We start from the raw sequence: 26727 nt of genomic DNA, 5'->3' as shown, positions 1-26727 counted from the left end.
AAGAAATGAGTCATCAGAGGTGGGTATGATATGAATAAGCAAACGAAAACAAGAGTGGCTATTGCAGGTCTGGGCGGTATTGCCCGCAAAGTGTATTTGCCGCTGCTGACTGCGCACGAAGGTGTAGATATTGTAGGTGTCATGAACCGTTCGCAGGAGCCGGTTAGTTCCATTATGGAGCAGTACAGGCTGCCGAGAGGAACGACAGATGTAAAGGAAATGCTGGCATGGGAGCCGGAGGCTGTATTCATTCATGCTGCGACCGAAGCCCATTTTGATCTGGTTATGGCGTGTATTGAAAAAGGTGTTGCGGTGTATGTGGATAAACCGCTGTCCTATGATGTGCGTCAAAACCTGGAAATGACCGCGTTTGCGGAGGCACAGGCTGTGTTGCTGGCGGTCGGCTTTAACCGACGTTTTGCCCCGCATTATGTAGCTGCTAAAGCGTGGCTGGAGGAAGCAGGAGGTTTCAGCCAATGCGCGGCGATCAAGCATCGGACGGGATATGGTCCGAGACCTGCGGCACAGACGGTTTATGATGATTTGATTCATATGCTCGATCTGCTATTGTGGCTGGGTGGCGATGATTATGAGCTGCTGCACAGCAGTCTAGACACGACGAGTGAAGGATATATGAACGCTGCTTTCGGGTCCGTACGTTTGGGAAATGCCTCCGGTAGCTACAGTATGAACAGACAGGCAGGGGCTGACATTGAGAAGGTGGAGCTGCATGGTGCGGGTCGTTCCGTCGAGGTGACCAACATGGAACAGGCTATTTTTATGCAAAAAAATAAGCCGCCATTGTCACAATCATTCGGAAGCTGGGACACGATTTTGGAAAGACGGGGATTCACTGGAGTGGTAAATCATTTTCTGGAGCATATTCATCGTCCAGAGGAATGCAGTGTACGTGCTGGCAGGGTGCTGGAAAGTCATATGTTGGCGGACGAACTCATTAGCCGTTTGGATGACTAACACAAAACGAACGACAGCCGTCAAGGTTGTCCAGACATCTAGAAACAGATTGAAGGAGAAATGAACGAATGGAAGAGTACAACCGCGGTAAACAGCTAGAAGAGGCTATCATCGAAAATTATAAGCAGGAAGAGGATATGATGATCCTTGTGTTTGCGCAATGGTGCATCAATCACGGGCTGGAGCCAGAGGAACTGTATCGTGCAGCTTATCCGCAGCAGGATAGCAATGAGCGTCTGCTCCGAGTACGCAAGCTGACCGTATCGCGTGAAGAAGCGGGAGATATCCCGCTGGACACAGTATTAGGAGTACTGTCCATGTTCGGAAATGAGGACTTGGCGATGGTCGTATCGGAAGCGGCTGCCCAGCTCCCGCCGGAACGGAAGTAAGGTCCTCCAGCCGCATGTACTCAGGACGTTGTTGAAAGAGAGGGTAAGCCGATGATGGATGCTATAACCGCACCAAACACCTGTAAAGGGTGTGGAAGGGACATCGCTATTTCGGAAGAGCAAATTACCAGAATTATAAACAACATGAGGCCCGGAATGGAATGTGTGACCGATGATGTGTACAAGACCAGACTGTTAGCCTGCTCGCAATGCGATGAGTTAATGGGTGGGCATACGTGCAGGATCAGCGGAAGTATTGTCCGTGTGCGTGCTCTGGCAGTCAATCAAAATTGTCCCGGCTATAACGGCTCTCACTGGCATGGGATATCCTTGAAATGAATAGGCACACACGATCACGAGTTAAAGTGGTCATACCAAAAAGTCTGCCTTGAGGGCAGACTTTTTGGTATGGGTGGAGCTATGGCTTAACGATTGACAAATAGAAGGCGATAAAATATATTAAACATATAAAACGTTTTTATTTAATTATTAATATTTATATTTACTATCAAGCTGTTACATTGGATGATTGTAAACGTTTAGATGGAAAAGAGATCAGCTACGCCATATTTTTTAATTTTATGAAAGCGCAATCACTGAAGTGTATGATCCCCATGCACTTTACTATTTTTGAGGAGGGCTTGTCATGAAGGGTTCTATTGTTGTCCACACGGATTGGGAGCAAGGCGTTATTAATAAAAATATTTACGGACAATTTGCCGAGCATCTTGGACGATGTATTTATGAAGGTTTGTGGGTTGGACAGGATTCCCCGATTCCAAATACGGACGGGATTCGCAATGATGTGATAGAAGCGCTCAAAAAGCTGAACATTCCTGTGCTGCGTTGGCCGGGAGGCTGTTTTGCCGATGAATATCATTGGAAGGACGGCATCGGGCCGAAGGAAAATCGCAAAAGAATGGTCAACACGCATTGGGGCGGTGTGGTGGAAAATAATCATTTTGGCACCCATGAGTTTTTTCAGCTGTGTGAGCTGTTAGACGCAGAGCCTTATATTTGCGGGAATGTTGGCAGTGGTACGGTGCAGGAAATGTCGGAGTGGGTAGAGTATATGACATTTGACGGGGAATCCCCTATGGCCGCATGGCGGCAGGAAAATGGGCGTGAGCAGCCATGGAAGCTCAAATATTTTGGCGTAGGTAACGAAAACTGGGGCTGTGGCGGCAATATGCGTCCGGAATATTATGCCGATCTGTATCGTCGTTATCAGACGTATGTTCGTAACTATGGGGAAAACCGGATTTATCGGATTGCAGGTGGGGCGAATGTGGACGATTACCGCTGGACTGAAGTGCTGATGCGTGAAGCTGGGCATCTTATGGATGGCTTGAGTCTGCATAACTACACGGTCCCGGGTACCTGGGAAGCGAAACGGCAAGCACTTGGTTTTGACGAAGCGGAATGGTTCGAAACGATGAAAAAATCGTTGCACATGGATGAATTGATCACTCGTCATTCTGCCATTATGGACCGATATGATCCTGACAAACGGGTTGGAATGATTGTGGATGAATGGGGGACCTGGTTCTTGACCGAGCCGGGTACAAATCCAGGCTTCCTGTATCAGCAAAATACGATGCGCGATGCGCTTGTAGCCGGACTGCACCTGCACATTTTCCACGATCACCATGACCGTGTACAAATGACGAATATTGCCCAAATGGTCAACGTTTTGCAGGCTATGGTTCTGACCGAAGGGCCTGCTATGCTACTGACGCCGACATACCATGTATTTGAAATGTTCAAGGTGCACCAGGATGCACAAGCGCTTGCTACCCATGTAACCGTAGGCAATTATGAATATGATGGTGATTCCATTCCACAGGTGAGTGTATCTGCGTCCAAGGCGCAGGACGGATATATACATGTGAGTTTGTGCAACGTTCATCCGGGCGAGGTGGCTTCCTTGAATCTGGAGCTGAGAGGGCTGGAAAACGTTAAGCAAATTAGCGGTGTTGTACTCGCCAGCGACGATATGCAGGCACACAATACCTTTGACCAGCCGGAGCGTGTGAAAACGGAAACCTTCACGTCCTTCCAGCAGCAAGGTCACAGCCTGGATGTTACACTGCCACCGATGTCGGTAGTGATGCTGACGATTGCACCGTAGAACCTTTATAAGCTCAGAAGAAGAATGATTGAGAAATGGGAACAAACAAAACCTTGATGGAGCCAAGAAAGGCTCTCTCAAGGTTTTGTTTTGTTCCCAATATTACAATTGCTCACGGTGGATCACTCTGAATTCCTTGGGCGACATGCCGAAGCGGGAGCGAAATACGCGGTGAAAATACGTATAGTTTGCAAAACCGGACGATTCGGCTGCCTGTTCCAAAGACATGGGGCTGAAAATAATGCGCTCCCTCGCCATGTTGAGCCTGATATCCAGTGTGTACTGCATAATACTCGTATCGAATGTTTCCTTGAACAGATGTACAGCTCTGGATACGCTGATGCCGATGTGTGAGGACACGTCATCCAGCTTAAAATTGGAAGAAGCATTTTCTTCGATATAATTTTTAATCTGATAAGCGAGATAATTATGATGGGTGGAAGTCGGATGCTCGGACAGCATACGGTCAAACTCCAGGCAAAGAATGCGCATGTAATAGCTTGATATTTCCGGATAAGGATTAGAAATACGCCGCTGCTCCATCACAAGCTGCCGAAATAGGCCAAGCAGGGCTTCGGTAAGCTGAACCTTGATGCGGTTGGGTCGTTTGTGATGGTGCCACCACTCATCTACCCAGGAGCCTCCAAAAAAAATGTGATAATCTCCGCTCTCCACGACCTGTTCCCCCATTGGATTTAACTCACTGTGAATGTCCAGCTCATAAGGCTCGGTAGGATTGAACAGCAGCAGGTCACCCGCCTCAATCCGTGTCATTTCCCCGTTAATGCGGGCCTGGCAGCGTCCGTCTGTTTGTAGACGAAACAAATAATTTTTGATCCCTTCAGGCTGGTTCGAATAAAAAGGCTTACGATGGAAGGAATAGCCTGCGGTTAGAACCTGACAAGGCTCGACGATAGACATGATGATGACTCCTTTGGGTATATGGCTGCTTCAAATATTGACCAGATTGTTCATGTTTTAATCATATTATTCATTTTAAACGAAACGGAAATAGAATACTATTGTGTCTGTAAGGCTTATAGCAGAATACAGAACATGTTGGAGGCCAGGGGGTGTGACGACGTGGAACGAATGAAGGCCGGGATTATCGGCTGCGGTAACATTAGCGCGGTATATCTTGAAAATCTCCAAAACAGTCCGCTTATCGAAGTGGTGGCCGTGGCTGATTTATTGGAGGAAAGGGCCAAAGCGAGGGCCAATGAATTTAACATTGAAAACGCATACAAGGTAGATGAATTGCTTCGCCAGCCTGAGATTGAGCTTGTATTTAATCTAACCGTGCCTGGCAGCCATGCACTGACGGATATGGCGATATTGGAGGCAGGCAAGCATGTGTACAGTGAAAAGCCTTTGGCGGTTTCCTTGGAGGATGGCAAACGTGTTCTGGATCTAGCCAAGGCAAAAAACCTGCGTGTCGGCTGCGCCCCGGATACATTTCTTGGGGCGGGTATTCAGACTGCACGTCATGCCATACAAAACGGAATGATTGGGCAGCCCGTAGCCGCTACTGCCTTTTTTATGGGGAGAGGCCCCGAGTGGTGGCATGCTGATCCGGAATTTTTCTATGCCGCTGGAGGCGGTCCGATGTTTGACATGGGACCTTACTATTTGACGTCGCTGATCCATGTGCTGGGTCCGATCCGGCGAATCAGTAGTTCAGTGGGCATTCAGATTCCTGACCGTCACATACATTCTGGTCCCAAAAGCGGCACGCCGCTGCGGGTACAGACACCAACGCATTTGGCCGGAACGATGGATTTCCATAACGGACCCATTGTAACGCTCATTACCAGCTTTGACATTCAGGGGGCGTCAGATCTGCCACGTATTGAAATTTATGGTACGGAAGGAACCTTAAGTCTGCCTGATCCGAACTTTTTTAACGGAGATGTCAAGCTTCGCCGATCTGGAGAGGAAACCGCAGAGCTCGTGGAACCTTTATTTGAGTGTGGAAAGAACGAACGCGGAATAGGCGCGGGTGAGATGGTGAGAGCCATTCGCAGCGAAAAGAACCATCGTGCCAATGTGGAGCTTGCCTATCATGTATTAGAGGCTATGCATGCTTTTCAGCGCTCCTCATTGGAAGGTAAGCATATTACGTTGGAAAGTACATTTGAGCCAGATGAAGATTTGTATCATGGTACAGACATAACGGTTCATCCATCCTAAATGAAGAGGTGAAGGGTAATGGCTAAAGTAGGATTGCAATTGTACACAGTAAGGGAAGAGCTTGAACAGGATTTTGAAGGTACGTTGCGCAAGGTAGCTGAGCTGGGCTATAAAGGGGTAGAATTTCATACCTTTTTCGGACGCAATGCCAAGGATGTCAGAGCGCTTTTGGATGAACTGAATCTGGAAGTTGTCGGAACTCATGTACAATATACCAGTCTGTTGGATCATTTGGATGAGGAGATCGCTTATCACAAAGAATTAGGGAATAAGTACCTGATCGTTCCTTATTTAACCGAGGAGCAGCGCCAGTGGGATGAGCTTTTTGCCAACCTGAACCGAATTGGTGAAAAAGTGAAGGAACAGGGCTTGATACTGGCTTATCATAATCATGATTTTGAATTGACGGAAAAAATCAATGATCGTCCAGTATTCGATGCTTTATATGATGCGGTTTCGGCTGATTTGTTGCAGGTCGAAATGGATACATGTTGGGTATACTACGGAGGCTATGATCCTGTGGAATACATCGGACGTTATAATGGACGCCTGCCTATCATTCACTTAAAGGATATGGCACGTGACGAGCACCAAAAAGCAGTTACCGTAGAGCTTGGCAAAGGAGAAGTGCAGCTTCAGGCCATTACAGACGCCGCTATTGAGGCAGGCGTGGATTGGGTTGTTGTGGAACAGGATTTCAGCTCAAATCCTCCAATCGAAAGCATTGAAACCAGCTTTAAGTGGCTCCAACAATACGCAGCTCAGGGAGGAAATATTCATGTCTAAAACACTCAAAATCGGAATTATTGGTTGTGGGGGGATTGCCAACGGCAAGCATTTGCCTAGTCTTGCCAAGCAAAAACGTGCAGAGATCGTCGCTTTCTGTGACATTATTCAGGAACGTGCTGAGGAAGCGGCAGAAAAATTTGGTGTTGAAGGTTCACAAGTTTATAACGATTATCGGAAGCTGCTTGAAAATAAAGATATTGAAGTCGTACATGTATGTACACCCAACGACTCGCACTCGGAAATTACGGTAGCCGCGCTTGAGGCAGGTAAGCATGTGCTGTGCGAAAAGCCGATGGCCAAAACCGCCGAGCAGGCTCGGGAAATGCTGGATGCCGCAAATCGTACAGGTAAAAAGCTGTCCATTGCGTATCAAAACCGTTATCGTAACGACAGCCTGTATCTGAAGCAATTGGTCGAGCAGGGAGAGCTTGGCGAGATTTACCTGGGCAAAGCTATTGCTCTGCGTCGCCGCGCGGTTCCGACGTGGGGAGTATTTCTGGATGAAGAGAAGCAGGGTGGAGGGCCGCTGATTGATATCGGGACGCATGCGCTCGACCTGACCCTCTGGCTGATGGATAATTACAAGCCTAAAAGCGTGCTGGGCTCTACCTTCCATAAACTTGGAGATCGTAAAAACGCGGCAAATGCCTTTGGTCCGTGGAACCCTGAGGAATTTAAGGTGGAGGACTCTGCTTTCGGATTTATTACCATGCAAAATGGAGCCACTATTGTGCTGGAATCCAGTTGGGCACTGAACGTTTTAGAATTTGGCGAAGCGAAGACGCTGTTATGCGGAACTGAGGGCGGAGCCGATATGCAGGATGGTCTGCGCATTAACGGGGAGAAGAATAGTCGCTTGTTTGATACGAAAATTGATCTGGACGCAGGCGGTGTAGCCTTTTACTCTGGAGAAACGGAAAACGAAGCGGATCGCGAAGCCCGTCTGTGGATCGAAGCCATTCTGGACGATAAAGAGCCGGTTGTGAAGCCCGAACAGGCGTTGGTGGTTACTGAAATTTTGGAAGCTATCTATGAATCGGCTCGTACAGGAAAAGCTGTCTATTTCGATTGAGATTAAGCCCGTAAGCAACCGAATAGGTCATCATTATAAGATAAGCAGCTTCTTTTGCATATGATACAGGGAGGGATTACGTTTGAAACTTGGAGTATTTATGGTATTGTTCGGCGGACGTTCATTGGAAGAGGCTCTGGACTATGTAGCATCCCAAGGACTGGATGCAGTAGAAATCGGTACAGGTGGTAATCCGGGCGATAGGCACTGCAAGCCGGATGAACTGTTGGACAACGAAACAGCGCTCAAAAACTTCAAAAAAGCAGTAGAGTCCCGTGGACTGACTATTAGTGCACTCAGCTGTCACGGCAACCCGCTCCATCCGCAAAAGCATTTGGCACAGGCCGATCACGAAACGTTTCTTAAAACGGTTCGTTTGGCGGAAAAGCTGGAAGTTCCTGTTGTAAACACCTTTTCTGGCTGTCCGGGTGATCATGAGAATGCGAAGTACCCGAACTGGCCTGTTGCGCCGTGGCCCAATGATTTTCAGGAAGTGTTAAAGTGGCAATGGGAGAATAAAATTATTCCTTACTGGACCGAAGCGGGAAAATTTGCAGCAGACCATCATGTTAAAATTGGGCTAGAGTTACACGGGGGCTTCTCCGTTCATACACCAGCGACCTTGCTTCGTTTGCGTGAAGCAGCGGGAGAGGTCATTGGTGCTAATCTGGATCCGAGCCATATGTGGTGGCAGGGAATTGACCCAGTGCAGGCGGTTCAAATTTTGGGCCGAGAGGGAGCTATTCACCATTTCCATGCCAAGGATACGACGATTGATCCGGTGAATGTAAATAAATATGGACTTACCGATATGCAGGAATATACGAAAATGCTAGATCGCGCATGGCAGTTCCGTACCGTCGGCTATGGGCATGATATCAAAACCTGGGCGGATATTATTAGTGCTCTCCGTCTGGTGGGTTACGATTATGTAGTGAGTATTGAGCACGAGGATGGTCTGATGTCCGTCGAGGAAGGCTTTACTAAAGCCGTTCACAATCTTCGCCAGGTCCTTATTGAAGAACCGCTGAGCGAGATGTGGTGGGTCTAACCTAATAGGGGGAAGTATTGATGATTAACGTCACCATTTGGAATGAATTTTTGAACGAGAAGCTGAATGATGAAGCCAAACAGGTATATCCTGATGGAATACACACGGCATTGGCTAATGGCCTGTCAGACGAAGGATTCGTCATTCGAACGGCTACATTGCGTGATGATGCCCAGCATGGTTTGGGAGAAGAAATCCTGAGTTCCACAGATGTGCTGCTGTGGTGGGGGCATAAAGCACACGATCAGGTAAGTGATGAAGTTACAGCCCGTGTTGTAAAGCGGGTACAGGAAGGCATGGGCTTGATCGTGCTGCACTCGGGACATTTTTCCAAGCCGTTCAAAGCCCTGATGGGCACAAGCTGTGATCTGAAATGGAGAGTGGCAGACGAACAGGAAATTATTTGGTCCGTCAATCCGTCCCACCCTATTGCGGAGGGCATTGACGCTAAAATTCTGTTGGAGCACGAAGAGATGTACGGTGAGTTTTTTGATATCCCGACGCCGGATGAATTGGTCTTTGTCAGCAATTTTGAAGGTGGAGAGGTGTTCAGAACCGGTTGTACCTTCCGTCGTGGCAGTGGTAAAATATTTTATTTCCGCCCGGGTCATGAAACGTATCCAACCTATTACCAGCCCGATATTCTGAAGGTTATTGCTAACAGTATTCGTTGGGCTTATCCGACAAGCATTGTTCAACCAGTTTATGGTAAAAGCCAGCCTGTCAGACCTCTCGGTGGTATATTGGTATAATTGCCATTTATTGATTCCTATAAGCTTGATATTGAACAGACTGATAGGCGGAAATCTCTTGAGATTCCGCCTGTTTTTGATTTAACGTATTTGCCATATACCTCTTATGCAGGTTTGTTGTATAATCAGCTGTGGTCATGGCAACTTTATCGGATTGGGTATTAAATTAAGAAGAAAGTGTTTTCTTTCGGGATAAAGTATGCTAAAATGATATATACTAACAAAAGGAAAGCTTTATCAAACCGAAATGCTAAAGAAGGTGAAAAATATGGAGGGTCAACCGCAACTTGCGAAAATGTGTCCGCGTTTTGAAAGTGCCTTTTCGTGTCTGGGTAAGCGCTGGAACGGACTGATTATTCAATCTATGATGAGCGGTCCCAAGCGTTTTAAGGATATTTCCAATCTGATTCCCACAATGAGCGATAAAATGCTGTCTGAGCGGATGAAGGATCTGGAGAATGCAGGGATTCTTACACGTCATGTATACCCGGAAACTCCTGTCCGCATTGAATATGAGCTGACGACCAAAGGCCGTGCACTTCAGCCGGTCATGGAACAGATTCAATATTGGGCCGAGGAATGGATTAGATGAGTATCAAGCCGAATAAACGTTTTTCATAGCAAAACAGCCTTTTCCTAGGAAAAAGGCTGTTTTTTATTTTGTAATACTTAATAGCCTTTGGCGCGGCCTGCGATTGAAAATAATCCGGTTGCAGTACGACGGGGGACACGGGTTTGAATTTCAAGCGCTGCCATACGGAACGTACCGAGACAGGAATGGCAAAGTCTTCCTGCATAAATCGGGGAATGGCAGGACTCGCAAGGATAATCAAGCTGACTATAGGTGGTGGGAAACTTGCCTGCTCTTACCCAGTCTGTGAGCAAATCCATAGGTGTGCCGGTTGCTTCACTAAGCTGGCGAGTATGAGTAGCGGGATGTTTCCACAAATAATTGGAACAGCGATCATAAAATAAATTTTCTTCTTGGATACAGGTATTGCAGAGGTTTCTAAGATTTTGCCGGAAAACGGAACCACATTTTGGGCAATTAGCAGTATGTATATCCATAGAAACCAGTCCTTTATATCGATTTATAGTGAATATTTAAAATTTATTAGTTACATATTACTATGACTTTATACCTATATCAATCTTTATTTAAAGAAGCGACGTTTTTTAAGTGTATGTTAAAATCTGTATTGACATAACCTTGTTACTTATGTATTATCGCTTACATAAAGTTACTAATTGATAAAAATAAATCGATGAATGATAAGGAGGTTTTCACATGATGCCATCCTTTGTTTTTAGCCCACGGATCACCTATGCTTGCTATTGAACAGACAGAATATACTGCTTTCTGGAGCAGTTTGGAAAGAGCATTCGCCCAAAGGCTATTGTTATCTTCACCGTCCATTGGGAGACGCAAACATTGACAATTAGTCGATAGACGGCATTTACGATACGATTTATGATTTTGGCGGTTTCCCACTGGAACTGTATGCAGTGAAATATCCGGCTCATGGTTTGGTGGAGCTGGCGGCCAAGTTGAAAGAATTATATGAGCAAAGGGCATTGATGTACAAACAGACCGGGTGCGAGGGCTGGATCATGGGTCCTGGACACTTCTACATCGTATGTATCCTGAGACGGATACCCGGTAGTTCAGATTTCCGTGAATCCGTTTCTATCACCAGAAGCACAATATGCTATCGGTGAAGTGTTGCGCGGGCTATTTAGGTGGAGGGGGAGTGTAAAATTAAGAGAGTGTTCTGAAAGCCATACAGCTTACAGAACACTCTCTTTTACATAAAATAAAACAAATAATTTAGATCCGGCAAATCTCACGCGGGCACAGTTCACAATGACATACACCTTGTAGCATTTCCAAATCCTTGACAACGATCATGCCGTTATCATATTCGACTGCATTTTTTTTGCGCAAATCACTCAGCATCCGGTTTACACTTTCACGGGTGGCACCGATCATATTGGAGAGGTCGGTATGAGTAATTTTTTTATGAATAAGAATATGCTCGCCGTGAGGCTCTCCATAGGTGTTGCACAGGCGGATTAGCGTGGAGCATAGAGCACCTGGCTTGCCGTACATCATCAAATCGCGAAACTTGGTCTGGGTAATACGGTGGTGGGACCCCATCCATTTCATAAAGTCAATGGCAAAATCACAGTGCTGGCAAATGAGCAGCTCCAAATCCGTATGATCGACAACACCGATATCACTGTCCTCCAGAACTTCGGCAGAAAAGGAATGCTTGGTACCGAAAAATGGATCAGCTTGACCAACAAGATCGCCGCTTTGGTACATATATAGTATAAGTTCCTTACCCTCATCCGTTGTTTTTGTGACTTTCACGCGTCCGCGCTTGATATAAAACAGCTTATCCGCTGTATCTCCTTCCCAGAATAGATGCGAGCTTTCTGGCATGACCCGATCCTTCATCATCACTTGCAGCCGGTTGAAGCTGGTCTCCGAGAAGCAACTGGTGTTGCCGCGGGCTTCCATTACGTTTGTAGGGTTTCTCATCGTCCATTTCCCCTTTGTTTCCTATGTTTTTATCTGCAACTTGATCAATTCAAATTCATTATATACCTGTGCTATGCGTTTTTGGGGCAAGAAGAGGGGGTAAAAGTGGCAGAATTCCAAACTTTGTGATTTAATTCACTTCTTAAAATAAAATTTTAAATACATTGTGAAAAAAATCACAATATATTTCGAAAAGCTGTGTTACGATCAGTGCGTGAACAAGAGATAGTACACGAGATAACAGGAGGATGAGGGAAATGGCTGTTAAAAACGAGGTTATCCAAAAAGAGCAAAGCGCTGAGCAGTATATTCAAACGCTGATTGACCGGGGGAACCGGGCACAGCAGGCTTTCATGAGTATGAATCAGGAGCAGATTGACGAAATCGTACAAGCAATGGCACTCGCAGGAATGGATAAGCATATGCACCTGGCGAAGCTGGCTGTTGAAGAAACAGGACGCGGTGTGTACGAGGACAAAATCACCAAAAACATGTTTGCAACTGAATATGTCTATCATAGTATCAAAAATGAAAAAACCGTCGGTGTCATTGAGGACAATGATTTTGACAGTTTTCAAAAAATAGCAGAACCGGTCGGTATCATTATGGGGATCACTCCTGTGACTAACCCGACTTCCACTACAATGTTTAAAGCGTTGATTGCCATTAAAACACGCAACCCAATCATATTCGGTTTTCATCCATCCGCTCAATCGTGTAGTGCGGAAGCAGCTCGTGTTTTGCTTGAAGCAGCCGTCAAACATGGTGCTCCGGCCGATTGTATTCAATGGATTGAAGCTCCTTCGATGGATAAAACCAATGTACTTATGAATCACCCGGATGTGGCGCTGATTCTGGCAACTGGTGGATCAGGCATGGTTAAGGCAGCATATAGCTGTGGTAAACCTGCACTAGGTGTAGGTCCTGGTAACGTGCCTTGCTTTATTGAAAAAACAGCAGACATCAAGCAGGCTGTGAATGACCTCATCCTCTCCAAATCTTTTGATAACGGTATGATCTGTGCTTCCGAGCAAGCGGTTATTATCGAAGAGTCAATCTTCGAACAAGTGAAAAAATTGATGATCGCTAACGGTTGCTACTTTGTAAATAAAGAAGAAGCAGCTAAACTCACTCAGGGAGCTATTAATGTAGAAAAATGTGCAGTGAACCCGGCCATCGTCGGACAGTCCGCTGTAAAAATCGCTGAAATGAGCGGCATCACAGTACCGGCAGGGACAAAAATTTTGGTCGCTGAGATTGAAGGGGTAGGAACGAAATACCCATTGTCCGCAGAAAAATTGAGTCCTGTACTGGCTTGCTACAAAGTGAAAAATGCGGAACAAGGTATTCAACGCGCTGCCGAAGTCGTGGAATTCGGGGGCATGGGTCACTCGTCCGCTATTCACTCGCAGGATGAGGACGTTATCGCCCGGTTCGCAAACCGTTTACAAACAGGCCGTATCATTGTAAATGCACCTTCCACACATGGTGCGATCGGTGACATCTACAACACCAACCTTCCATCGCTGACGCTCGGTTGTGGTTCGTACGGACGTAATTCGACTTCGTCGAACGTATCGGCAGTCAACTTGATTAATGTGAAAAGGGTGGCGAAACGTACGGTGAATATGCAATGGTTCAAAGTACCTTCCAAAATTTATTTTGAAAAAAATTCGACTCAGTATCTTACTAAAATGCCTGATATCACACGTGTAGCCATTATCACAGACCCTATGATGGTGAAACTCGGATATGTGGATCGTGTCATCCATTATTTACACCAGCGCCAAACACCAGTAGCTATCGAAGTGTTCTCGGAAGTAGAGCCAGATCCGTCGACAGATACAGTAGAACGTGGTACTGAAATGATGAGACGTTTCCAACCGGATTGCATTATTGCATTGGGCGGTGGTTCGCCGATGGATGCAGCTAAAGGCATGTGGTTGTTCTATGAATACCCAGATACTGATTTCAACAATCTGAAACAAAAATTCATGGATATCCGCAAACGGATCTACAAGTACCCACGTCTGGGTCAAAAAGCGCAATTTGTAGCCATTCCTACAACTTCGGGTACAGGTTCGGAAGTTACGTCATTCGCAGTTATTACAGACAAAAATCAGGGCAACACGAAGTATCCGCTGGCTGACTATGAGCTGACGCCTGATGTGGCAATTATTGACCCAGTGTTTGTATATTCGCTGCCTAAAACGGCTGTAGCGGATACAGGCATGGACGTTCTGACACATGCCATCGAGGCTTACGTGTCTGTAATGGCTAGTGACTACACAGATGCTCTGGCGATTAAAGCCATTCAACTGGTATTCCAATACCTGGAGCAATCGTCTCTGACTGGCGACAAGCTAGCTCGTGAAAAAATGCATAATGCTTCCGCACTGGCAGGGATGGCGTTTGCCAATGCGTTCCTAGGAATTAACCATAGCCTTGCGCATAAATGGGGCGGACAATATCATACAGCCCACGGCCGTACGAATGCCATTTTGTTACCACACGTCATTCGCTATAATGCGAAAAAACCGACAAAATTTGCTTCGTTCCCTAAATATTCGCACTTTGTTGCGGATGAGCGTTATGCAGAAATTGCGCGCATACTGGGACTGCCTGCCCGTACGACTGAAGAAGGGGTTAACAGCTTGATCGAAGCAATCCGCAAGCTGAACAAAACACTTGGTATCGAGGAATCGTTCCAGCAAATCGGCTTTGATGCGAAGGATTTTGAATCGCGTGTGGATTATCTGGCTGACCGCGCTTTTGAGGATCAATGTACAACTTCGAATCCGAAGCTGCCGCTGGTTACCGAATTGGCTGATATATACCGTGATGCCTTCTACGGACGTTTTGACCAATAATATAATAGGTACGAAGAGGCTTGTGACTAAGCATTTTCCCGTTCAATACCAACGCAGGCTCTCTATATAGAGGGCCTGTTGGTTTGGGAAGGGGGGTGAACGGCAAAGGTACGGGCGTGAAGCTAGGAAAAATAAAGTGATAAATATCACCTGTATTGTGATTTTTGTCACATACTACACTCTATCATTATTCTACAATAAGGGTGTAAGAAAGGTCCCGACACTGAGCGTAAGACATCGGTGAAAAGGCCGGGCTCGAGACATTATTTAATTGTGAAAAAAATCACAAGTCCGGAAGACCAAACAATTTGGAGGGATTTACATGTCGGTGATTGAGAGAGAATTACAAGAGCAACAATCTGGTTGGAGAGGCTTCAAAAAAGGCAAATGGACTAAAGAAGTTAACGTCAACGATTTTATTGAAACCAATATCTTACCTTATGTCGGCAACGAAGAATTTCTGGTTGGCCCTACCGCCAACACAACTGCACTGTGGGATATTGTATCCGATCTTACCAAAAAAGAGTTGGCAAACGGCGGCGTGCTTGATGTAGACGTGAATACGCCATCCACCATTATTTCACATAAGCCGGGCTATCTAGACCGGGATAAAGAACAAATCGTCGGTGTACAAACAGACGCTCCATTTAAACGCTCCTTGCAGCCGTTTGGTGGAATCCGGATGATGATCGACGCTTGCAAAGCCTATGGCTTTGAAGTACCGCAAAGCATTGTTGACATCTTCACTCATATTCGCAAAACGCATAATCAGGGTGTATTCGACGCTTATACTGATGATATGAGAGCAGCTCGTAAAGCGGGTATTATCACTGGTTTGCCAGATGCATATGGTCGTGGCCGTATTATCGGTGACTACCGTCGTGTAGCACTGTATGGTACAGATTTCCTGATTAAAGACAAAAAGGCTCAATTGAAAAGCCTTGAAGTGGATTCAATGGAAGAAGACGTAATCCGTCTGCGTGAAGAAATTTCCGAGCAAACTCGCGCTTTGAACGAGCTGAAACAAATGGCTGCTGAGCATGGTTTCGACATCTCAAAGCCTGCTAACAACGCGAAAGAAGCTTTCCAATGGGTGTATTTTGGCTATCTTGCAGCGATCAAAGAACAAAATGGTGCAGCAATGTCCTTGGGACGTGTATCTTCCTTCCTTGATATTTATACTCAACGGGATATGGAAGAAGGCACAATGACAGAAGAGCAAGCACAAGAATTGGTCGATCATTTTGTTATGAAACTGCGTATTGTTAAATTCCTGCGCACACCTGACTATAATGAACTGTTCAGCGGAGACCCAACATGGGTAACTGAATCCATTGGCGGTATGTCCATTACTGGAGAAACTCGGGTTACTAAAAACAGCTTCCGTTTCTTGCACACCCTGTACAATTTGGGAGCTGCACCGGAGCCAAACCTGACTGTACTGTGGTCAGAAAAATTGCCTGAAGGCTTCAAAAAATATTGTGCCAAAGTTTCTATTGAAACTAGCTCCATTCAGTATGAAAATGATGATCTGATGCGTCCGATTTATGGCGATGATTATGGTATCGCTTGTTGTGTATCGGCAATGAAAATCGGTAAACAAATGCAATTCTTTGGTGCCCGTGCCAACTTGGCTAAAGCTTTGTTGTATGCCATCAACGGTGGTGTGGATGAAAAATCAGGTGCTCAAGTGGGTCCTGAATATCCTGCAATTACAGGTGAAGTGTTGGATTACGAGGAAGTGCTGAGCCGCTTCAAGCCAATGATGGAATGGTTGGCAAAACTGTACATGAACACTTTGAACGTTATTCACTACATGCATGACAAGTACAGCTACGAACGGATTGAAATGGCACTGCACGACCGTGATATTGTCCGTACGATGGCTTGTGGTATTGCTGGTCTGTCCGTTGCTGCCGATTCCCTGAGCGCCATTAAACATGCGAAGGTTAAACCGATCCGTAACGAAAAAGGCATCGCCATTGACTTTGTGATTGAAGGGGAATATCCTTGCTACGGTAATAACGATGATCGTGTAGATAACATCGCAGTAGAACTGGTAGAGTCCTTCATGGGCATGATCCGCAAGCACAAAGCTTACCGGAATGCGATTCCTACTCAATCTGTACTGACCATTACTTCCAACGTGGTGTACGGTAAGAAAACAGGTACAACACCGGATGGACGTAAGGCTGGTGAACCGTTTGCACCAGGTGCGAACCCAATGCACGGACGCGACAAAAAAGGTGCTTTGGCTTCCCTTAGCTCCGTAGCTAAGTTGCCTTACGAGCACAGTCTGGATGGTATCTCGAATACCTTCTCCATCGTGCCTAAAGCACTGGGTAAAGAAGAAGAAACACGCAAAACGAATCTCGTTTCCATGATGGATGGTTACTTTGGAAGCCATGCGCATCATCTGAACGTCAACGTGTTTGCTCGTGAACAATTGCTGGATGCGATGGATCACCCAGAAAACTATCCACAGCTTACGATTCGTGTATCGGGTTATGCCGTTAACTTTATCAAGCTGACTCGTGAACAACAGTTGGATGTTATTAACCGTACTTTCCACGGTACAATGTAACAAAGCTTTACGTATCATATATTATAACGACGCACGCATAGCGGATGCGGGAAGGAAGATGCAACATGCTGAAAGGTCACATACACTCATTGGAAACCTTCGGGACCGTAGATGGTCCCGGCATCCGCTTCGTGCTTTTTATGCAAGGATGCTTGTTAAAATGTCAATATTGCCACAACCCGGACACTTGGGCTTTAAATGAGGGCAATCCAATGACACTGAAGGAGGTATTGGCTGAAATTGAGCCATATTTAGCCTACTACCGTTCTTCGGGAGGCGGTTTGACCGTATCCGGTGGAGAACCGACACTGCAAGCTCATTTTGTGGCAGAGCTGTTCAAAGAAGTGAAGCAACGTTGGAATTTGCACACGACGCTGGACAGTAACGGTTTTAATGATGCAGGCCGTATCCAAGAACTGCTGGACGTAACGGACTTGGTGTTGCTGGATATTAAGCATATTGACAACGACAAGCATATTAAGCTTACAGGCAAGTCCAACGATCGTATGCTAAGTACGGCACGCTGGTTGTCTGAACAAGGGCGCAAGATGTGGATTAGACATGTTTTTGTACCGGGTATTCATGATGACGAGCAGGATCTGCTGAATTTGGGTCGATTTATAGGAACGTTGAACGGAGTCGAAAAGTTCGAAATTTTACCCTACCACCAAATGGGTGTATACAAGTGGGAAATGCTCGGCAAGGCGTATCCGCTGGAAGGGGTTCCGTCCCCCACAGAAGAAGAGGTTCAACGGGCTTACCGTCTCATTGAAGAAGGCCGCATGGAGACCGCAGGGACAAATGTCGTCGGCAGTTCGTCATAATGTTGAATGGTCTTTAAATTACTTTCTGGTTATGAACCGCCGCCCATCAGGTCAGATGGGGCGGCGGTTTTTTGTTATAAAATTTCTTGCAGTGACAGGAGGAAGTTCCCTTTTTTTCATGTTCAGCAAAATTCCCAGCAACTTTTGGACAACAGCTGCGTCTAATAGTATGACTTTTTACGGGAATGATAATAATTTGGTAATAGAAGGAGACAGAGAATGAATTTCAAGAAATGGACCATGCTCACCGCGCTTGCGGTAGCTCAGGTGGCCGCAGTAGCCCCTGTAGGAGCAGAAGCAGTATCCACTGTTCAATCCACCGATTCGGTTAGCGGACAGCAGGCTCAGGCCAATGTCACAGATTCCGGCGTTCAGAATAGCATCGGGGGACAAGATAACACTGGAACACAAAATGACACGGTGACACCTGATAACACAGGCGTATCTAATGATCCTTTGTCTGGCTTGCCGACGGATACAACCAACGGATCGAACGTATCCAATGATGTATACGGTGGAGACGGAACGATCACCAATCCTGGTGGTTCTCCAACATCCATGAGTGCAAATCAACTGATTTTGTATTTGAACAGCGCAAAAATGGAACAAAACGGACAGGTGTATACAGCGACTCAGCCGATGACAGTCAAGAATGGTGTTTCTTATGTAGCTATCCGTTCGCTTGTCAGCCGCGTCGGATTACAGTTTAGTTATGACACTGCTACCAAGGAAACCGTTATCACCCAAGGTACAAACGTGCTGCGCTTCAAGACTGACAGCAAGGTTTACACGGTTAACGGTGAAGCTAGACAAATGAAGGGGCCGGCATTCCAGCAAAAGAACGTATTTATGGTGCCATTGACGTCTATTACACAGGCCTTGAATATTCCTTATACTGTAAATAATATAACAAAACAGGTTATTATGGATTTGAATCAAAAGCCTAAAGCTTCCTTCACGGTTCAGCAAAAAGATATCTATGCAGGCGAAACCCAAGTTACGTATTTGACGAAGGAATCTTCTCCTACAGGTCTTCCGATTGTGAATCAACGTTGGGAAGGCAAGCAGGACGTATTTCAGGAGCCAGGTACATATGTAGTTACCTATTCCGTTCTTGACTCCGCAGGGAACTGGAGTGATCCATACTCAGTTACGATTACGGTAAGACCGCCGAATCAGCCGCCAGTGGCTCTGTTTACAACAGATAAAAAAGAATACAAAATGGGTGAAAAAATCACGATTACGGATCTGAGTACGGATGATGAAAATGCGATTACCAAACGTGATTGGGTGAATAAGAAACTGGCATTTTTCGAGCCGGGTGATGTGACCATTACGCTGACCGTGACTGATAAGCATGGTGCAACAGGTACTGTAAGCGAAACGATTAAAATTACGAATGAATTGCTGTACAACGAAGATGATTTTAACAAAATCTTCACGCCTTATGGTGATAAATACAGTGTGGACGGCAGTCAGGTGACCACGATGGCTACTATACCTTTGACCAGTACATCTTCACCACGTCTTCTGATCCGTGCTAACAGCCCGGAACGTGTATTCCAAGATGGGATTGTGTATCAGGAAATGGGATCAGGCAGCACACGTGTACTCGTCCATCATGTGAATGAAACGGGCCGAGATGTGAAAATGTACGTAATCGCGACCAATAATAATATTACTGCTGCTAATATGAACGTCGAAAATTCCGGTTTTGCCGGACCATCTGAGTTTGCAACCGCTGCGGGTAAAATTTCGATCCAACGGTACTTTCAATCTATGCAGGATGGAAGCAAACGCTCCAGCACAGTCCTGAATCCGGGCGAAAGCCGCGTTATTTTACAGGATCTGAGTGCGCAAAAAATTAAGCAAAAACAGGTTATTTCTCTCTTGTCTGATCTGTATACAGATCAACCGATCCAATACACAGTTATTGTGCTAGATGCAAATGTAGATCCACTTACCGTAATGCCTACCTTGGCAAAACTGCCGAAGGATGGAATTCATAACCGCGGAACATACGCTAATTCCGATATCTCGCTTGAATATACAGAAGAGGTTGGTAAAACAGCTCAGCGTATCGTTCTTGGAGATAATAAGACTGACCCGAACCTGATTGGTACGGATGGTCTGGACGGTTCTTCTGCCTCCAATGCGGGTAACTTTGGTGTTGTATACAAAATCAAGCTGGACCATGTAGCGCCGTATTCCCTGATTACATTTAACCCGCGTGGTGGTGAATACTCCGGCTATGCTATGGTGAACAATCAGGTCGTGGGCATCCCGACGAACGGCTCCGTATGGGCTCCGAATGAGATGAGTGTACTGTATCGTACAGGTCATATCGAGGAAAGTGTAGAAATGTATTTCACTGCTGCTGCGGGTAGTAACTTGCCAGTTTCCGTAGTAGTTATGCCATTACCAGCTATTAAAAATTAATATGAATATCCGGTTTTGTTTATCGGCTTAGACCGTAGGGTCTCATCATTCACCGTTTAAAGTCAGATCACTTACAGAATAAAGGCGTTCTCCTGCTGCGGATTCGGTTCCAGTACAGGAGAGCGCTTTTTTCTTTATCAAGAGCGCGAATATCTCTTATAACTTTGACTTTAATCGTGGTATAATAAGTAGATGCAAGCCTAAGCCTGCATCAGAAAACCTGAAACTACAGACAGGGGAGGGTGAAACGCATGCTGACAAAGGATGAGATTATCGCAACAATGTCCGCTCAGGGGCTGCGTATTACGGATCAGCGCAAGACGCTGGCCACGTTATTTTCCGAGAATGAAGGGTATCTGTCCCCCAAAGACGTTTATGAATATATGGGTAAAAAATACAGTGGACTCAGCTTCGACACCGTTTATCGTAATTTGCGTGTAATGCAGGAATTGGGTGTGCTGGAGCAGGTATCTTTTGAGGATGGAATGAAGTTCAAGGTGAGCTGTAATGAGCATCATCACCACCACCATATGATTTGCTTGAGCTGTCAGAAAACATTACCGATCTCTTTCTGCCCGATGCAGATGACAGATACGATAGATCAGTTTCAAATCGTCGAGCACAAGTTTGAAATATTCGGCTATTGCAAGGAATGCCAGGGAAAGAACGGGCACGCAGAAGCCAATTCTAAAAGGGGATACAAGCAGGCGAGCGGTCACACTCACAGCCACGTAGGCTACTGAAATGAAGATTACCACACGAAGAGTGGTTCAAGCTCCGATTAAGTTATACCGATCCTATATTTCACCATTAAAGCCACCGACCTGCCGCTTCTATCCGACGTGCTCACAGTACGCGCTGGAGGCGGTGGAGGTGCATGGAGCGCTCAAGGGCTCCTGGCTGGCCGCCAAACGTATAGCGAAGTGTCATCCCTTTCATCCAGGCGGTGTAGATCTGGTGCCTCCTGCTAAAAAGAGGGCAAATAGATCTGACGAAGATCGTTTTGCTGATCGTGCCGGGAAGGGCTTGACTTGACATAGCTATGCGCGTTTGGTTATATTTTGGGTAATAATGTTTTCCTGCGAAGGGATGAGTAGGGTCAACCGTCCAGTACAGAGAGCCGGGGTTAGCTGCAAACCGGTCTGGAACGAAGCCTGAATATGGTCCTGGAGGAACCTTTTTCGAGCGTGTTTGCCACCAGCTCAATGGTGATAGGGCGAACGACCGTAAGGGAAAGGCGTGATCCAGCGTTAATGGGCGGTCAGAGTGACCGGTGAAGCCTGTAGTCTGCGAGGATACAGGAAATTTGGGTGGTAACGCGTGAGGTGACTCTCGTCCCATAGGGGCGGGGGTCTTTTTTGTGCCCAATTAGTGTGAAAAGCACGAATTGGAGTACCAAATTCAAGGGAGCATGTCTTATTTCGCTACCGTGAACAAAACAGGAGGCAATACACATGTCCAATGAGAAAACATTTTACATTACGACACCGATTTATTATCCAAGCGACAAGCTACATATCGGTCATGCGTACACTACGGTAGCCGGAGATGCAATGGCACGCTACAAGCGGCTGCGCGGCTACGAGGTGCGCTATTTGACAGGAACGGATGAGCATGGTCAGAAGATTGAGCAGAAAGCGAGTGCGGCTGGCAAAACACCGCAACGTTTTGTTGACGATATTGTGGCAGGGATTCAGGATTTATGGCGGAAGCTCGACATTTCCAATGACGATTTTATCCGTACAACGGAAGAGCGTCACAAGAGTGTAGTACAGGAAATTTTTGATCGTTTGCTCAAGCAAGGGGACATTTACAAAGGCGAATATGAAGGCTGGTACAGCATTCCTGACGAGACTTACTACACAGAAACTCAACTGGTTGACGTGGTGAAGGACGCAGAAGGCAATGTAGCTGGAGGTAAAAGCCCGGACAGCGGACACCCTGTAGAACTGGTCAAGGAAGAGAGTTACTTTTTCCGTATGAGCAAGTATGCTGATCGTTTGCTGCAATTTTATGACGAGAACCCGCAGTTTATCCAGCCGGAATCCCGTAAAAAAGAGATGATTAACAACTTCATCAAGCCGGGGCTGGAGGATTTGGCTGTATCCCGTACAACCTTTGACTGGGGCGTTAAGGTGAAGGGTGATCCGAAGCATGTCGTATACGTGTGGATTGATGCGCTCTCCAACTACATTACAGCCCTGGGCTATGGTTCCTCCAATACCGAGCTGTACGATAAATTTTGGCCTGCCAATGTGCATATCGTAGGGAAGGAAATTGTACGGTTCCACACGATTTACTGGCCAATCATGCTGATGGCGCTGGATCTCCCGTTACCTAAAAAAGTATTTGCACACGGCTGGCTACTCATGAAGGACGGTAAAATGTCCAAGTCCAAAGGTAACGTCGTAGACCCTGTAACGCTGATTGACCGCTATGGTCTGGATCAACTTCGTTACTACTTGCTGCGCGAGGTGCCTTTCGGCGCGGATGGAACCTTTACTCCGGAAAGCTTCGTTGATCGGGTCAATTCTGATTTAGCGAATGATCTGGGCAATTTGTTGAACCGTACCGTAGCGATGGTAGACAAATATTTTGAAGGCAAGGTCCCGGCTTATGAAGCGAATGTAACAGCATTCGACGGGGCTTTGGAAGAAATGGCAACAGTGACTTACAGTAAAGTGGAAGAAGCAATGGAAAACATGGAGTTTTCCGTGGCGTTGACGGCGATTAGTCAATTTATTAGTCGCAGCAACAAGTATATTGACGAAACACAACCATGGAACCTGGCCAAGGATGAGGACAAGCGCCGTGAGCTGGCATCCGTTATGGTGCATCTTGTAGAAAGCCTGCGCATTGCGTCTATTTTGCTCCAACCGTTCTTGACCCGTGCCCCGCATAAAATTTGGGAACAACTGGGCATCAAGGAAGGCGAACTGACTGTATGGGACAGCGGGAAGCAGTTTGGTCGCATGCCGGAAGGAACGCAACTCGTCAAAGGCAATCCCATCTTCCCGCGTCTGGATTCAGAGCAGGAGGTTGCTTTCATCGTGGAAGCGATGACGGGCGGCAAGAAGGCGGAGGAAGCTATTGTGCAGGTTCAACCGCAGAATGCGGCGGAGGAGGGCCAAGAAGCGCCAGAGGCGAAGGAAGAGATTGGTATTGAAGACTTTGCCAAGGTAGAGCTGCGCGTCGCTCAGGTTATCGCCTGTGAGCCTGTGAAGAAGGCCGATAAGCTGTTGAAGCTTCAGCTTGATCTTGGTTATGAGCAACGTCAGGTGGTATCAGGCATTGCCAAGTTCTATACGCCGGAGGACATGGTTGGACGCAAGGTGATTTGTGTGACCAATCTCAAGCCTGTGAAGCTGCGCGGGGAACTTTCTCAAGGAATGATTTTGGCAGCATCGCACGGAGATCAGCTTACGCTAGCTACAGTACCGGAAAGCATGCCTAATGGCGCGATTGTAAAATAAATAAAGCTCGTCATGAGCGTATGTCTTTCGGCTTGTACGCCGTGGCATACGCTTTTTGGGGTTGCAACATATTTGGCTGCTTCCTCACGTATGTTTTAGTAATAGGGCTTGTTTGCTCGTGTTTACTTAAGACAGGCGGGAGGAAATGCTGATGACGGATGTTAACGCCGGGCTGGCGATCATAGCGGGACTGGTTTCTTTTTTCTCACCTTGCTGTTTGCCACTGTACCCCTCTTATTTATCTTATATGACAGGGATGTCGGCACGCGAGCTGGCCAAAGGACGGCATAAGGCTGAGGTGCGTTACCGTACGATGGGACATACCCTAGCTTTTGTACTGGGCTTTTCCGTAGTGTTCTATTCCTTGGGTGCAAGTGTAGGGTTGCTTGGAGAATGGTTTGGCAATTATAAGGATACGCTAAGGGTAGTTGCGGGGCTATTGATCTTAGTGATGGGGCTGGTATCTCTTGGCGTGGTACGGCCTTTGATTTTGATGCGGGAGCATAAGCTTCGCTGGACATGGAAGCCTGCCGGTTATGCCGGTTCCTTTGTGATCGGAATCGGATTTGCGGCAGGCTGGTCTCCCTGTATTGGTCCCATGCTGACAGCTATTATCGCTTTGGCGGCAGTAGAGCATCATACCTGGTTCAAGCTGGTCACAGGCTACGCGCTTGGTTTTGCGATTCCATTTTTTGCATTGGCTTTATTGGCCGGCTCTGTTCGTCTATCCTCGCGTTACACGTCAATTATCGTCAAAACAGGCGGTATACTGCTGATCATTACCGGGATTTTACTAGTAACAGATCATATGACGGATGTAACGCTGTATTTACAGCGGATAGCGCCGAATTGGATGCTGGTTATGTGAAATATTCAATACGACTTAATGGAAAATGTTCAAAAATGCGCTCTGTGATAAATTCTCGCAGTGCGTTTTGCTGTTCATCGGGATAAACGTATTTGTTCTGTCCCCAACGGCCCCATTTTTTCTCGCGTTTTTCCATGTCCATTTCCAGCTTGGTTTTTGGATAACGCTTCTCAATCACAGCCTTGGACGTTTTGGTAAAACGATGCTGGATCAATTCGAACGTCAGATCATTTGTGGCATCCTGAGGCAAGGTTTCACTCAATTTGCGCAGCAGCTCGCCATATCCTTCTTCCCAGCCGTCATACCAGATGATCGGCGCAATAATAAAGCCTAGCGGATAACTGGCTCGGGCGATTTTACCTGCCGCTTCAATGCGTTCCTCGAAGCGCGAAGTCGCAGGCTCAAATTGTTTAATAACATAATCGGAATTAATGCTAAACCGGATGCGAGTATGTCCATTATGCTTAATATCCAGCAGTGGATCAACATGATGATATTTGGTAACAAAACGCAGGCGACCCCATTCTTCGTCTGCCATAAAACGAATCAGTTCTCCGAGCGATCCGGTGATATGCTCCAAACCAACCGGATCAGAGGTGCAGGCTGCTTCAAAACGAGTTATTTCGGGCGCACGTTCCTCGATGTAGCCTTTAGCTGCCGATAAGATATCATCGGTATTGACATAGACGCGTATATACGGCTTTGCCCCTAATGTCGTTTGCAAATAACAATAGTGGCAGTGTCCCATACATCCGGTCGAAATGGGAATGGCATATTCAGCAGAGGGCTTGGACTGGTCAAAGGTTAGCGTTTTGCGAATACCGACGACCAGCGTTTTTTTAGCCATTCTATATTTTTCAACTTCGGTTTCGCCCGGTAAATTGGTAATCCGGTTATGGGATGTGGTCATACGATACGGAATGTCTTTGACTTTTACCCATTCCATAATACGCTGACCCTTGGGATAATTCAGTGCGTCCGGCTCGAAGAATACCAGATCAGGCAGGAACGGTTTGGTTCCTTTGGTTTTGACAGGAGTACGCTCAAGCGTGGACATGGGTAACGCTCCTTTCAGGAATAAATTATCCAGTAGTAGCTTGGGTGTCCAACTCTAACTCATGCCATAAGGAGAACGATACAGGGACGCTATTAGTGTGCCCTGCTTAAATTGAACAAATCGTGGCAATAGCTGTGAGCGGGGGGATGAGACTTGCCAATAGGCAATGATAACATGTATCATTACATATGTAGGTTCAACGCAGGAAATGAAGGCGGTAAGCGCCCGTTCAATAACAGAAAAGAGGGAAACAAGTGCCAACGCCAAGCATGGAAGATTATTTGGAGCGCATTTACCAACTGATTGATGAGAAGGGATATGCCCGTGTCTCAGATATCGCAGAAGGTCTGGAGGTTCATCCTTCGTCCGTTACCAAGATGATCCAGAAGCTGGATAAGGACGACTATCTCGTATATGAGAAATATCGGGGATTAATTTTGACACCCAAAGGGAAAAAGGTCGGCAAACGGCTGGTTGATCGCCACCAGTTACTAGAGCAATTTCTGGATATGATTGGGGTCGACAAAGACCTGATCTATAAAGATGTGGAAGGTATTGAGCACCATTTAAGCTGGGATTCCATCACCCGCATTGAGACATTGGTCGAATATTTCCGCCGGGATGAAGATCGTTTGCGCCAGCTTCACGATATACACAAGGAATTGAGTGGTGATTCCTGACAGGCATCGTCCGTAAGGACAGGTGCTTTTTTATTTGT

Annotated in this window: 23 protein-coding genes and 1 pseudogene; 20 read left to right on the top strand and 4 right to left on the bottom strand. The window is 46.4% G+C overall.

Annotated elements, in window-relative coordinates; genetic code table 11:
* The first annotated feature begins 30 nt into the window (after window positions 1-30).
* From L696_RS0109060 to L696_RS0109045, 4 genes are all read left to right on the top strand, one after another.
* Entirely contained in the window at window positions 31-975 is a 945-nt protein-coding gene (locus tag L696_RS0109060) for a Gfo/Idh/MocA family protein (protein ID WP_025683367.1), read from the top strand.
* Between the two features lie 68 nt (window positions 976-1043).
* The gene (locus tag L696_RS0109055; RefSeq protein ID WP_025683366.1) at window positions 1044-1364 is read left to right on the top strand and encodes a hypothetical protein; all 321 of its coding nucleotides are present in this window, start codon (window positions 1044-1046) and stop codon (window positions 1362-1364) included.
* Between the two features lie 51 nt (window positions 1365-1415).
* Window positions 1416-1703: a DUF6171 family protein gene (locus L696_RS0109050; protein WP_425339306.1), complete on the top strand. Its 288-nt coding sequence runs from the start codon at window positions 1416-1418 to the stop codon at window positions 1701-1703.
* Window positions 1704-2010: 307 nt separating this feature from the next.
* On the top strand, window positions 2011-3495 hold the full coding sequence (locus tag L696_RS0109045; RefSeq protein ID WP_025683364.1) for an alpha-N-arabinofuranosidase: 1485 nt from the start codon (window positions 2011-2013) through the stop codon (window positions 3493-3495).
* Between the two features lie 102 nt (window positions 3496-3597).
* Here L696_RS0109045 and L696_RS0109040 read toward each other — a convergent pair whose 3' ends face one another.
* Window positions 3598-4416: an AraC family transcriptional regulator gene (locus L696_RS0109040; RefSeq protein ID WP_025683363.1), complete on the bottom strand. Its 819-nt coding sequence runs from the start codon at window positions 4414-4416 to the stop codon at window positions 3598-3600.
* A gap of 162 nt (window positions 4417-4578) precedes the next feature.
* Here L696_RS0109040 and L696_RS0109035 point away from each other — a divergent pair, with 162 nt between their 5' ends.
* The 6 genes from L696_RS0109035 to L696_RS0109010 all read left to right on the top strand — a co-directional run bounded on the left by L696_RS0109035 (window position 4579) and on the right by L696_RS0109010 (window position 9941).
* Window positions 4579-5685, top strand: a complete 1107-nt coding sequence (locus tag L696_RS0109035) for a Gfo/Idh/MocA family protein (protein WP_025683362.1) — start codon at window positions 4579-4581, stop codon at window positions 5683-5685.
* 18 nt (window positions 5686-5703) lie between these two features.
* Complete coding sequence (locus tag L696_RS0109030; protein WP_025683361.1) at window positions 5704-6471, top strand: sugar phosphate isomerase/epimerase family protein; 768 nt, start codon at window positions 5704-5706, stop codon at window positions 6469-6471.
* Window positions 6464-7546 (top strand): Gfo/Idh/MocA family protein, encoded by a 1083-nt coding sequence (locus L696_RS0109025; RefSeq protein WP_025683360.1) that lies wholly within the window; start codon window positions 6464-6466, stop codon window positions 7544-7546. The genes L696_RS0109030 and L696_RS0109025 overlap by 8 nt, the downstream gene beginning before the upstream one ends.
* An 82-nt stretch (window positions 7547-7628) precedes the next feature.
* Entirely contained in the window at window positions 7629-8597 is a 969-nt protein-coding gene (locus L696_RS0109020) for a sugar phosphate isomerase/epimerase family protein (RefSeq protein ID WP_025683359.1), read from the top strand.
* Between the two features lie 20 nt (window positions 8598-8617).
* Window positions 8618-9349, top strand: a complete 732-nt coding sequence (locus tag L696_RS0109015; RefSeq protein WP_025683358.1) for a ThuA domain-containing protein — start codon at window positions 8618-8620, stop codon at window positions 9347-9349.
* 268 nt (window positions 9350-9617) lie between these two features.
* Window positions 9618-9941: a winged helix-turn-helix transcriptional regulator gene (locus tag L696_RS0109010; protein ID WP_025683357.1), complete on the top strand. Its 324-nt coding sequence runs from the start codon at window positions 9618-9620 to the stop codon at window positions 9939-9941.
* A gap of 77 nt (window positions 9942-10018) precedes the next feature.
* Here L696_RS0109010 and L696_RS29360 read toward each other — a convergent pair whose 3' ends face one another.
* Window positions 10019-10297, bottom strand: a complete 279-nt coding sequence (locus L696_RS29360) for a hypothetical protein (protein WP_245233324.1) — start codon at window positions 10295-10297, stop codon at window positions 10019-10021.
* 340 nt (window positions 10298-10637) lie between these two features.
* Between L696_RS29360 and L696_RS31845 the strand changes: the two are divergent.
* A pseudogene (locus tag L696_RS31845) lies at window positions 10638-11084 on the top strand (DODA-type extradiol aromatic ring-opening family dioxygenase); the annotation flags it as partial.
* A 93-nt stretch (window positions 11085-11177) separates the two neighbouring features.
* Here L696_RS31845 and L696_RS0109000 read toward each other — a convergent pair.
* Complete coding sequence (locus L696_RS0109000) at window positions 11178-11894, bottom strand: Crp/Fnr family transcriptional regulator (RefSeq protein WP_025683355.1); 717 nt, start codon at window positions 11892-11894, stop codon at window positions 11178-11180.
* Window positions 11895-12151: 257 nt separating this feature from the next.
* Here L696_RS0109000 and adhE point away from each other — a divergent pair, with 257 nt between their 5' ends.
* From adhE to L696_RS0108955, 8 genes are all read left to right on the top strand, one after another.
* Window positions 12152-14764, top strand: a complete 2613-nt coding sequence (adhE, locus tag L696_RS0108995; protein WP_025683354.1) for a bifunctional acetaldehyde-CoA/alcohol dehydrogenase — start codon at window positions 12152-12154, stop codon at window positions 14762-14764.
* Between the two features lie 322 nt (window positions 14765-15086).
* Window positions 15087-17348, top strand: coding sequence for a formate C-acetyltransferase (gene pflB, locus L696_RS0108990; RefSeq protein WP_025683353.1), 2262 nt, complete (start codon window positions 15087-15089; stop codon window positions 17346-17348).
* Window positions 17349-17413: 65 nt separating this feature from the next.
* Window positions 17414-18172 (top strand): pyruvate formate-lyase-activating protein, encoded by a 759-nt coding sequence (pflA, locus tag L696_RS0108985; RefSeq protein WP_025683352.1) that lies wholly within the window; start codon window positions 17414-17416, stop codon window positions 18170-18172.
* 219 nt (window positions 18173-18391) lie between these two features.
* Entirely contained in the window at window positions 18392-20611 is a 2220-nt protein-coding gene (locus tag L696_RS0108975) for a copper amine oxidase N-terminal domain-containing protein (protein WP_025683351.1), read from the top strand.
* A 251-nt stretch (window positions 20612-20862) separates the two neighbouring features.
* The gene (locus tag L696_RS0108970) at window positions 20863-21354 is read left to right on the top strand and encodes a Fur family transcriptional regulator (protein ID WP_025683350.1); all 492 of its coding nucleotides are present in this window, start codon (window positions 20863-20865) and stop codon (window positions 21352-21354) included.
* A gap of 1 nt (window position 21355) precedes the next feature.
* Window positions 21356-21646, top strand: coding sequence for a membrane protein insertion efficiency factor YidD (gene yidD, locus L696_RS0108965; RefSeq protein ID WP_025683349.1), 291 nt, complete (start codon window positions 21356-21358; stop codon window positions 21644-21646).
* 419 nt (window positions 21647-22065) lie between these two features.
* Window positions 22066-24084, top strand: coding sequence for a methionine--tRNA ligase (metG, locus tag L696_RS0108960; RefSeq protein WP_025683348.1), 2019 nt, complete (start codon window positions 22066-22068; stop codon window positions 24082-24084).
* Window positions 24085-24235: 151 nt separating this feature from the next.
* Window positions 24236-24952 carry a cytochrome c biogenesis CcdA family protein gene (locus L696_RS0108955; RefSeq protein ID WP_025683347.1) on the top strand — a complete coding sequence of 239 codons (717 nt, stop codon included), beginning with the start codon at window positions 24236-24238 and terminating at the stop codon, window positions 24950-24952.
* Here L696_RS0108955 and splB read toward each other — a convergent pair.
* Window positions 24945-26009: a spore photoproduct lyase gene (gene splB, locus L696_RS0108950; RefSeq protein ID WP_025683346.1), complete on the bottom strand. Its 1065-nt coding sequence runs from the start codon at window positions 26007-26009 to the stop codon at window positions 24945-24947. The two genes, L696_RS0108955 and splB, sit on opposite strands and share 8 nt — an antisense overlap.
* Window positions 26010-26263: 254 nt before the next feature.
* Between splB and mntR the strand changes: the two genes are divergently transcribed.
* Window positions 26264-26689 carry a transcriptional regulator MntR gene (mntR, locus tag L696_RS0108945; protein ID WP_007430946.1) on the top strand — a complete coding sequence of 142 codons (426 nt, stop codon included), beginning with the start codon at window positions 26264-26266 and terminating at the stop codon, window positions 26687-26689.
* Window positions 26690-26727: the final 38 nt, after the last annotated feature.

Origin of the sequence: Paenibacillus maysiensis (assembly GCF_000520815.1) — a bacterium.
GTDB classification, from domain to species: Bacteria; Bacillota; Bacilli; order Paenibacillales; family Paenibacillaceae; genus Paenibacillus; species Paenibacillus maysiensis.
The sequence above is the reverse complement of the archived record's forward strand: the minus strand, read 5'-3'. Positions and strand labels throughout refer to the sequence as shown.

What these genes read in the sequence shown, in the direction of transcription:
- L696_RS0108975 (WP_025683351.1), top strand. Translation starts at nt 18,392, where the DNA reads ATGAATTTCAAGAAATGGACCATGCTCACCGCGCTTGCGGTAGCTCAG.
- yidD (WP_025683349.1), top strand. Translation starts at nt 21,356, where the DNA reads ATGAAGATTACCACACGAAGAGTGGTTCAAGCTCCGATTAAGTTATAC.
- L696_RS0109010 (WP_025683357.1), top strand. Translation starts at nt 9,618, where the DNA reads ATGGAGGGTCAACCGCAACTTGCGAAAATGTGTCCGCGTTTTGAAAGT.
- pflA (WP_025683352.1), top strand. Translation starts at nt 17,414, where the DNA reads ATGCTGAAAGGTCACATACACTCATTGGAAACCTTCGGGACCGTAGAT.
- L696_RS0109060 (WP_025683367.1), top strand. Translation starts at nt 31, where the DNA reads ATGAATAAGCAAACGAAAACAAGAGTGGCTATTGCAGGTCTGGGCGGT.
- L696_RS0108955 (WP_025683347.1), top strand. Translation starts at nt 24,236, where the DNA reads ATGACGGATGTTAACGCCGGGCTGGCGATCATAGCGGGACTGGTTTCT.
- L696_RS0109040 (WP_025683363.1), bottom strand. Translation starts at nt 4,416, where the DNA reads ATGTCTATCGTCGAGCCTTGTCAGGTTCTAACCGCAGGCTATTCCTTC.
- L696_RS0109045 (WP_025683364.1), top strand. Translation starts at nt 2,011, where the DNA reads ATGAAGGGTTCTATTGTTGTCCACACGGATTGGGAGCAAGGCGTTATT.
- L696_RS0109030 (WP_025683361.1), top strand. Translation starts at nt 5,704, where the DNA reads ATGGCTAAAGTAGGATTGCAATTGTACACAGTAAGGGAAGAGCTTGAA.
- L696_RS0109025 (WP_025683360.1), top strand. Translation starts at nt 6,464, where the DNA reads ATGTCTAAAACACTCAAAATCGGAATTATTGGTTGTGGGGGGATTGCC.
- L696_RS0109015 (WP_025683358.1), top strand. Translation starts at nt 8,618, where the DNA reads ATGATTAACGTCACCATTTGGAATGAATTTTTGAACGAGAAGCTGAAT.
- pflB (WP_025683353.1), top strand. Translation starts at nt 15,087, where the DNA reads ATGTCGGTGATTGAGAGAGAATTACAAGAGCAACAATCTGGTTGGAGA.
- L696_RS0109000 (WP_025683355.1), bottom strand. Translation starts at nt 11,894, where the DNA reads ATGAGAAACCCTACAAACGTAATGGAAGCCCGCGGCAACACCAGTTGC.
- adhE (WP_025683354.1), top strand. Translation starts at nt 12,152, where the DNA reads ATGGCTGTTAAAAACGAGGTTATCCAAAAAGAGCAAAGCGCTGAGCAG.
- L696_RS0109055 (WP_025683366.1), top strand. Translation starts at nt 1,044, where the DNA reads ATGGAAGAGTACAACCGCGGTAAACAGCTAGAAGAGGCTATCATCGAA.
- metG (WP_025683348.1), top strand. Translation starts at nt 22,066, where the DNA reads ATGTCCAATGAGAAAACATTTTACATTACGACACCGATTTATTATCCA.
- splB (WP_025683346.1), bottom strand. Translation starts at nt 26,009, where the DNA reads ATGTCCACGCTTGAGCGTACTCCTGTCAAAACCAAAGGAACCAAACCG.
- L696_RS0109050 (WP_425339306.1), top strand. Translation starts at nt 1,416, where the DNA reads ATGATGGATGCTATAACCGCACCAAACACCTGTAAAGGGTGTGGAAGG.
- L696_RS0108970 (WP_025683350.1), top strand. Translation starts at nt 20,863, where the DNA reads ATGCTGACAAAGGATGAGATTATCGCAACAATGTCCGCTCAGGGGCTG.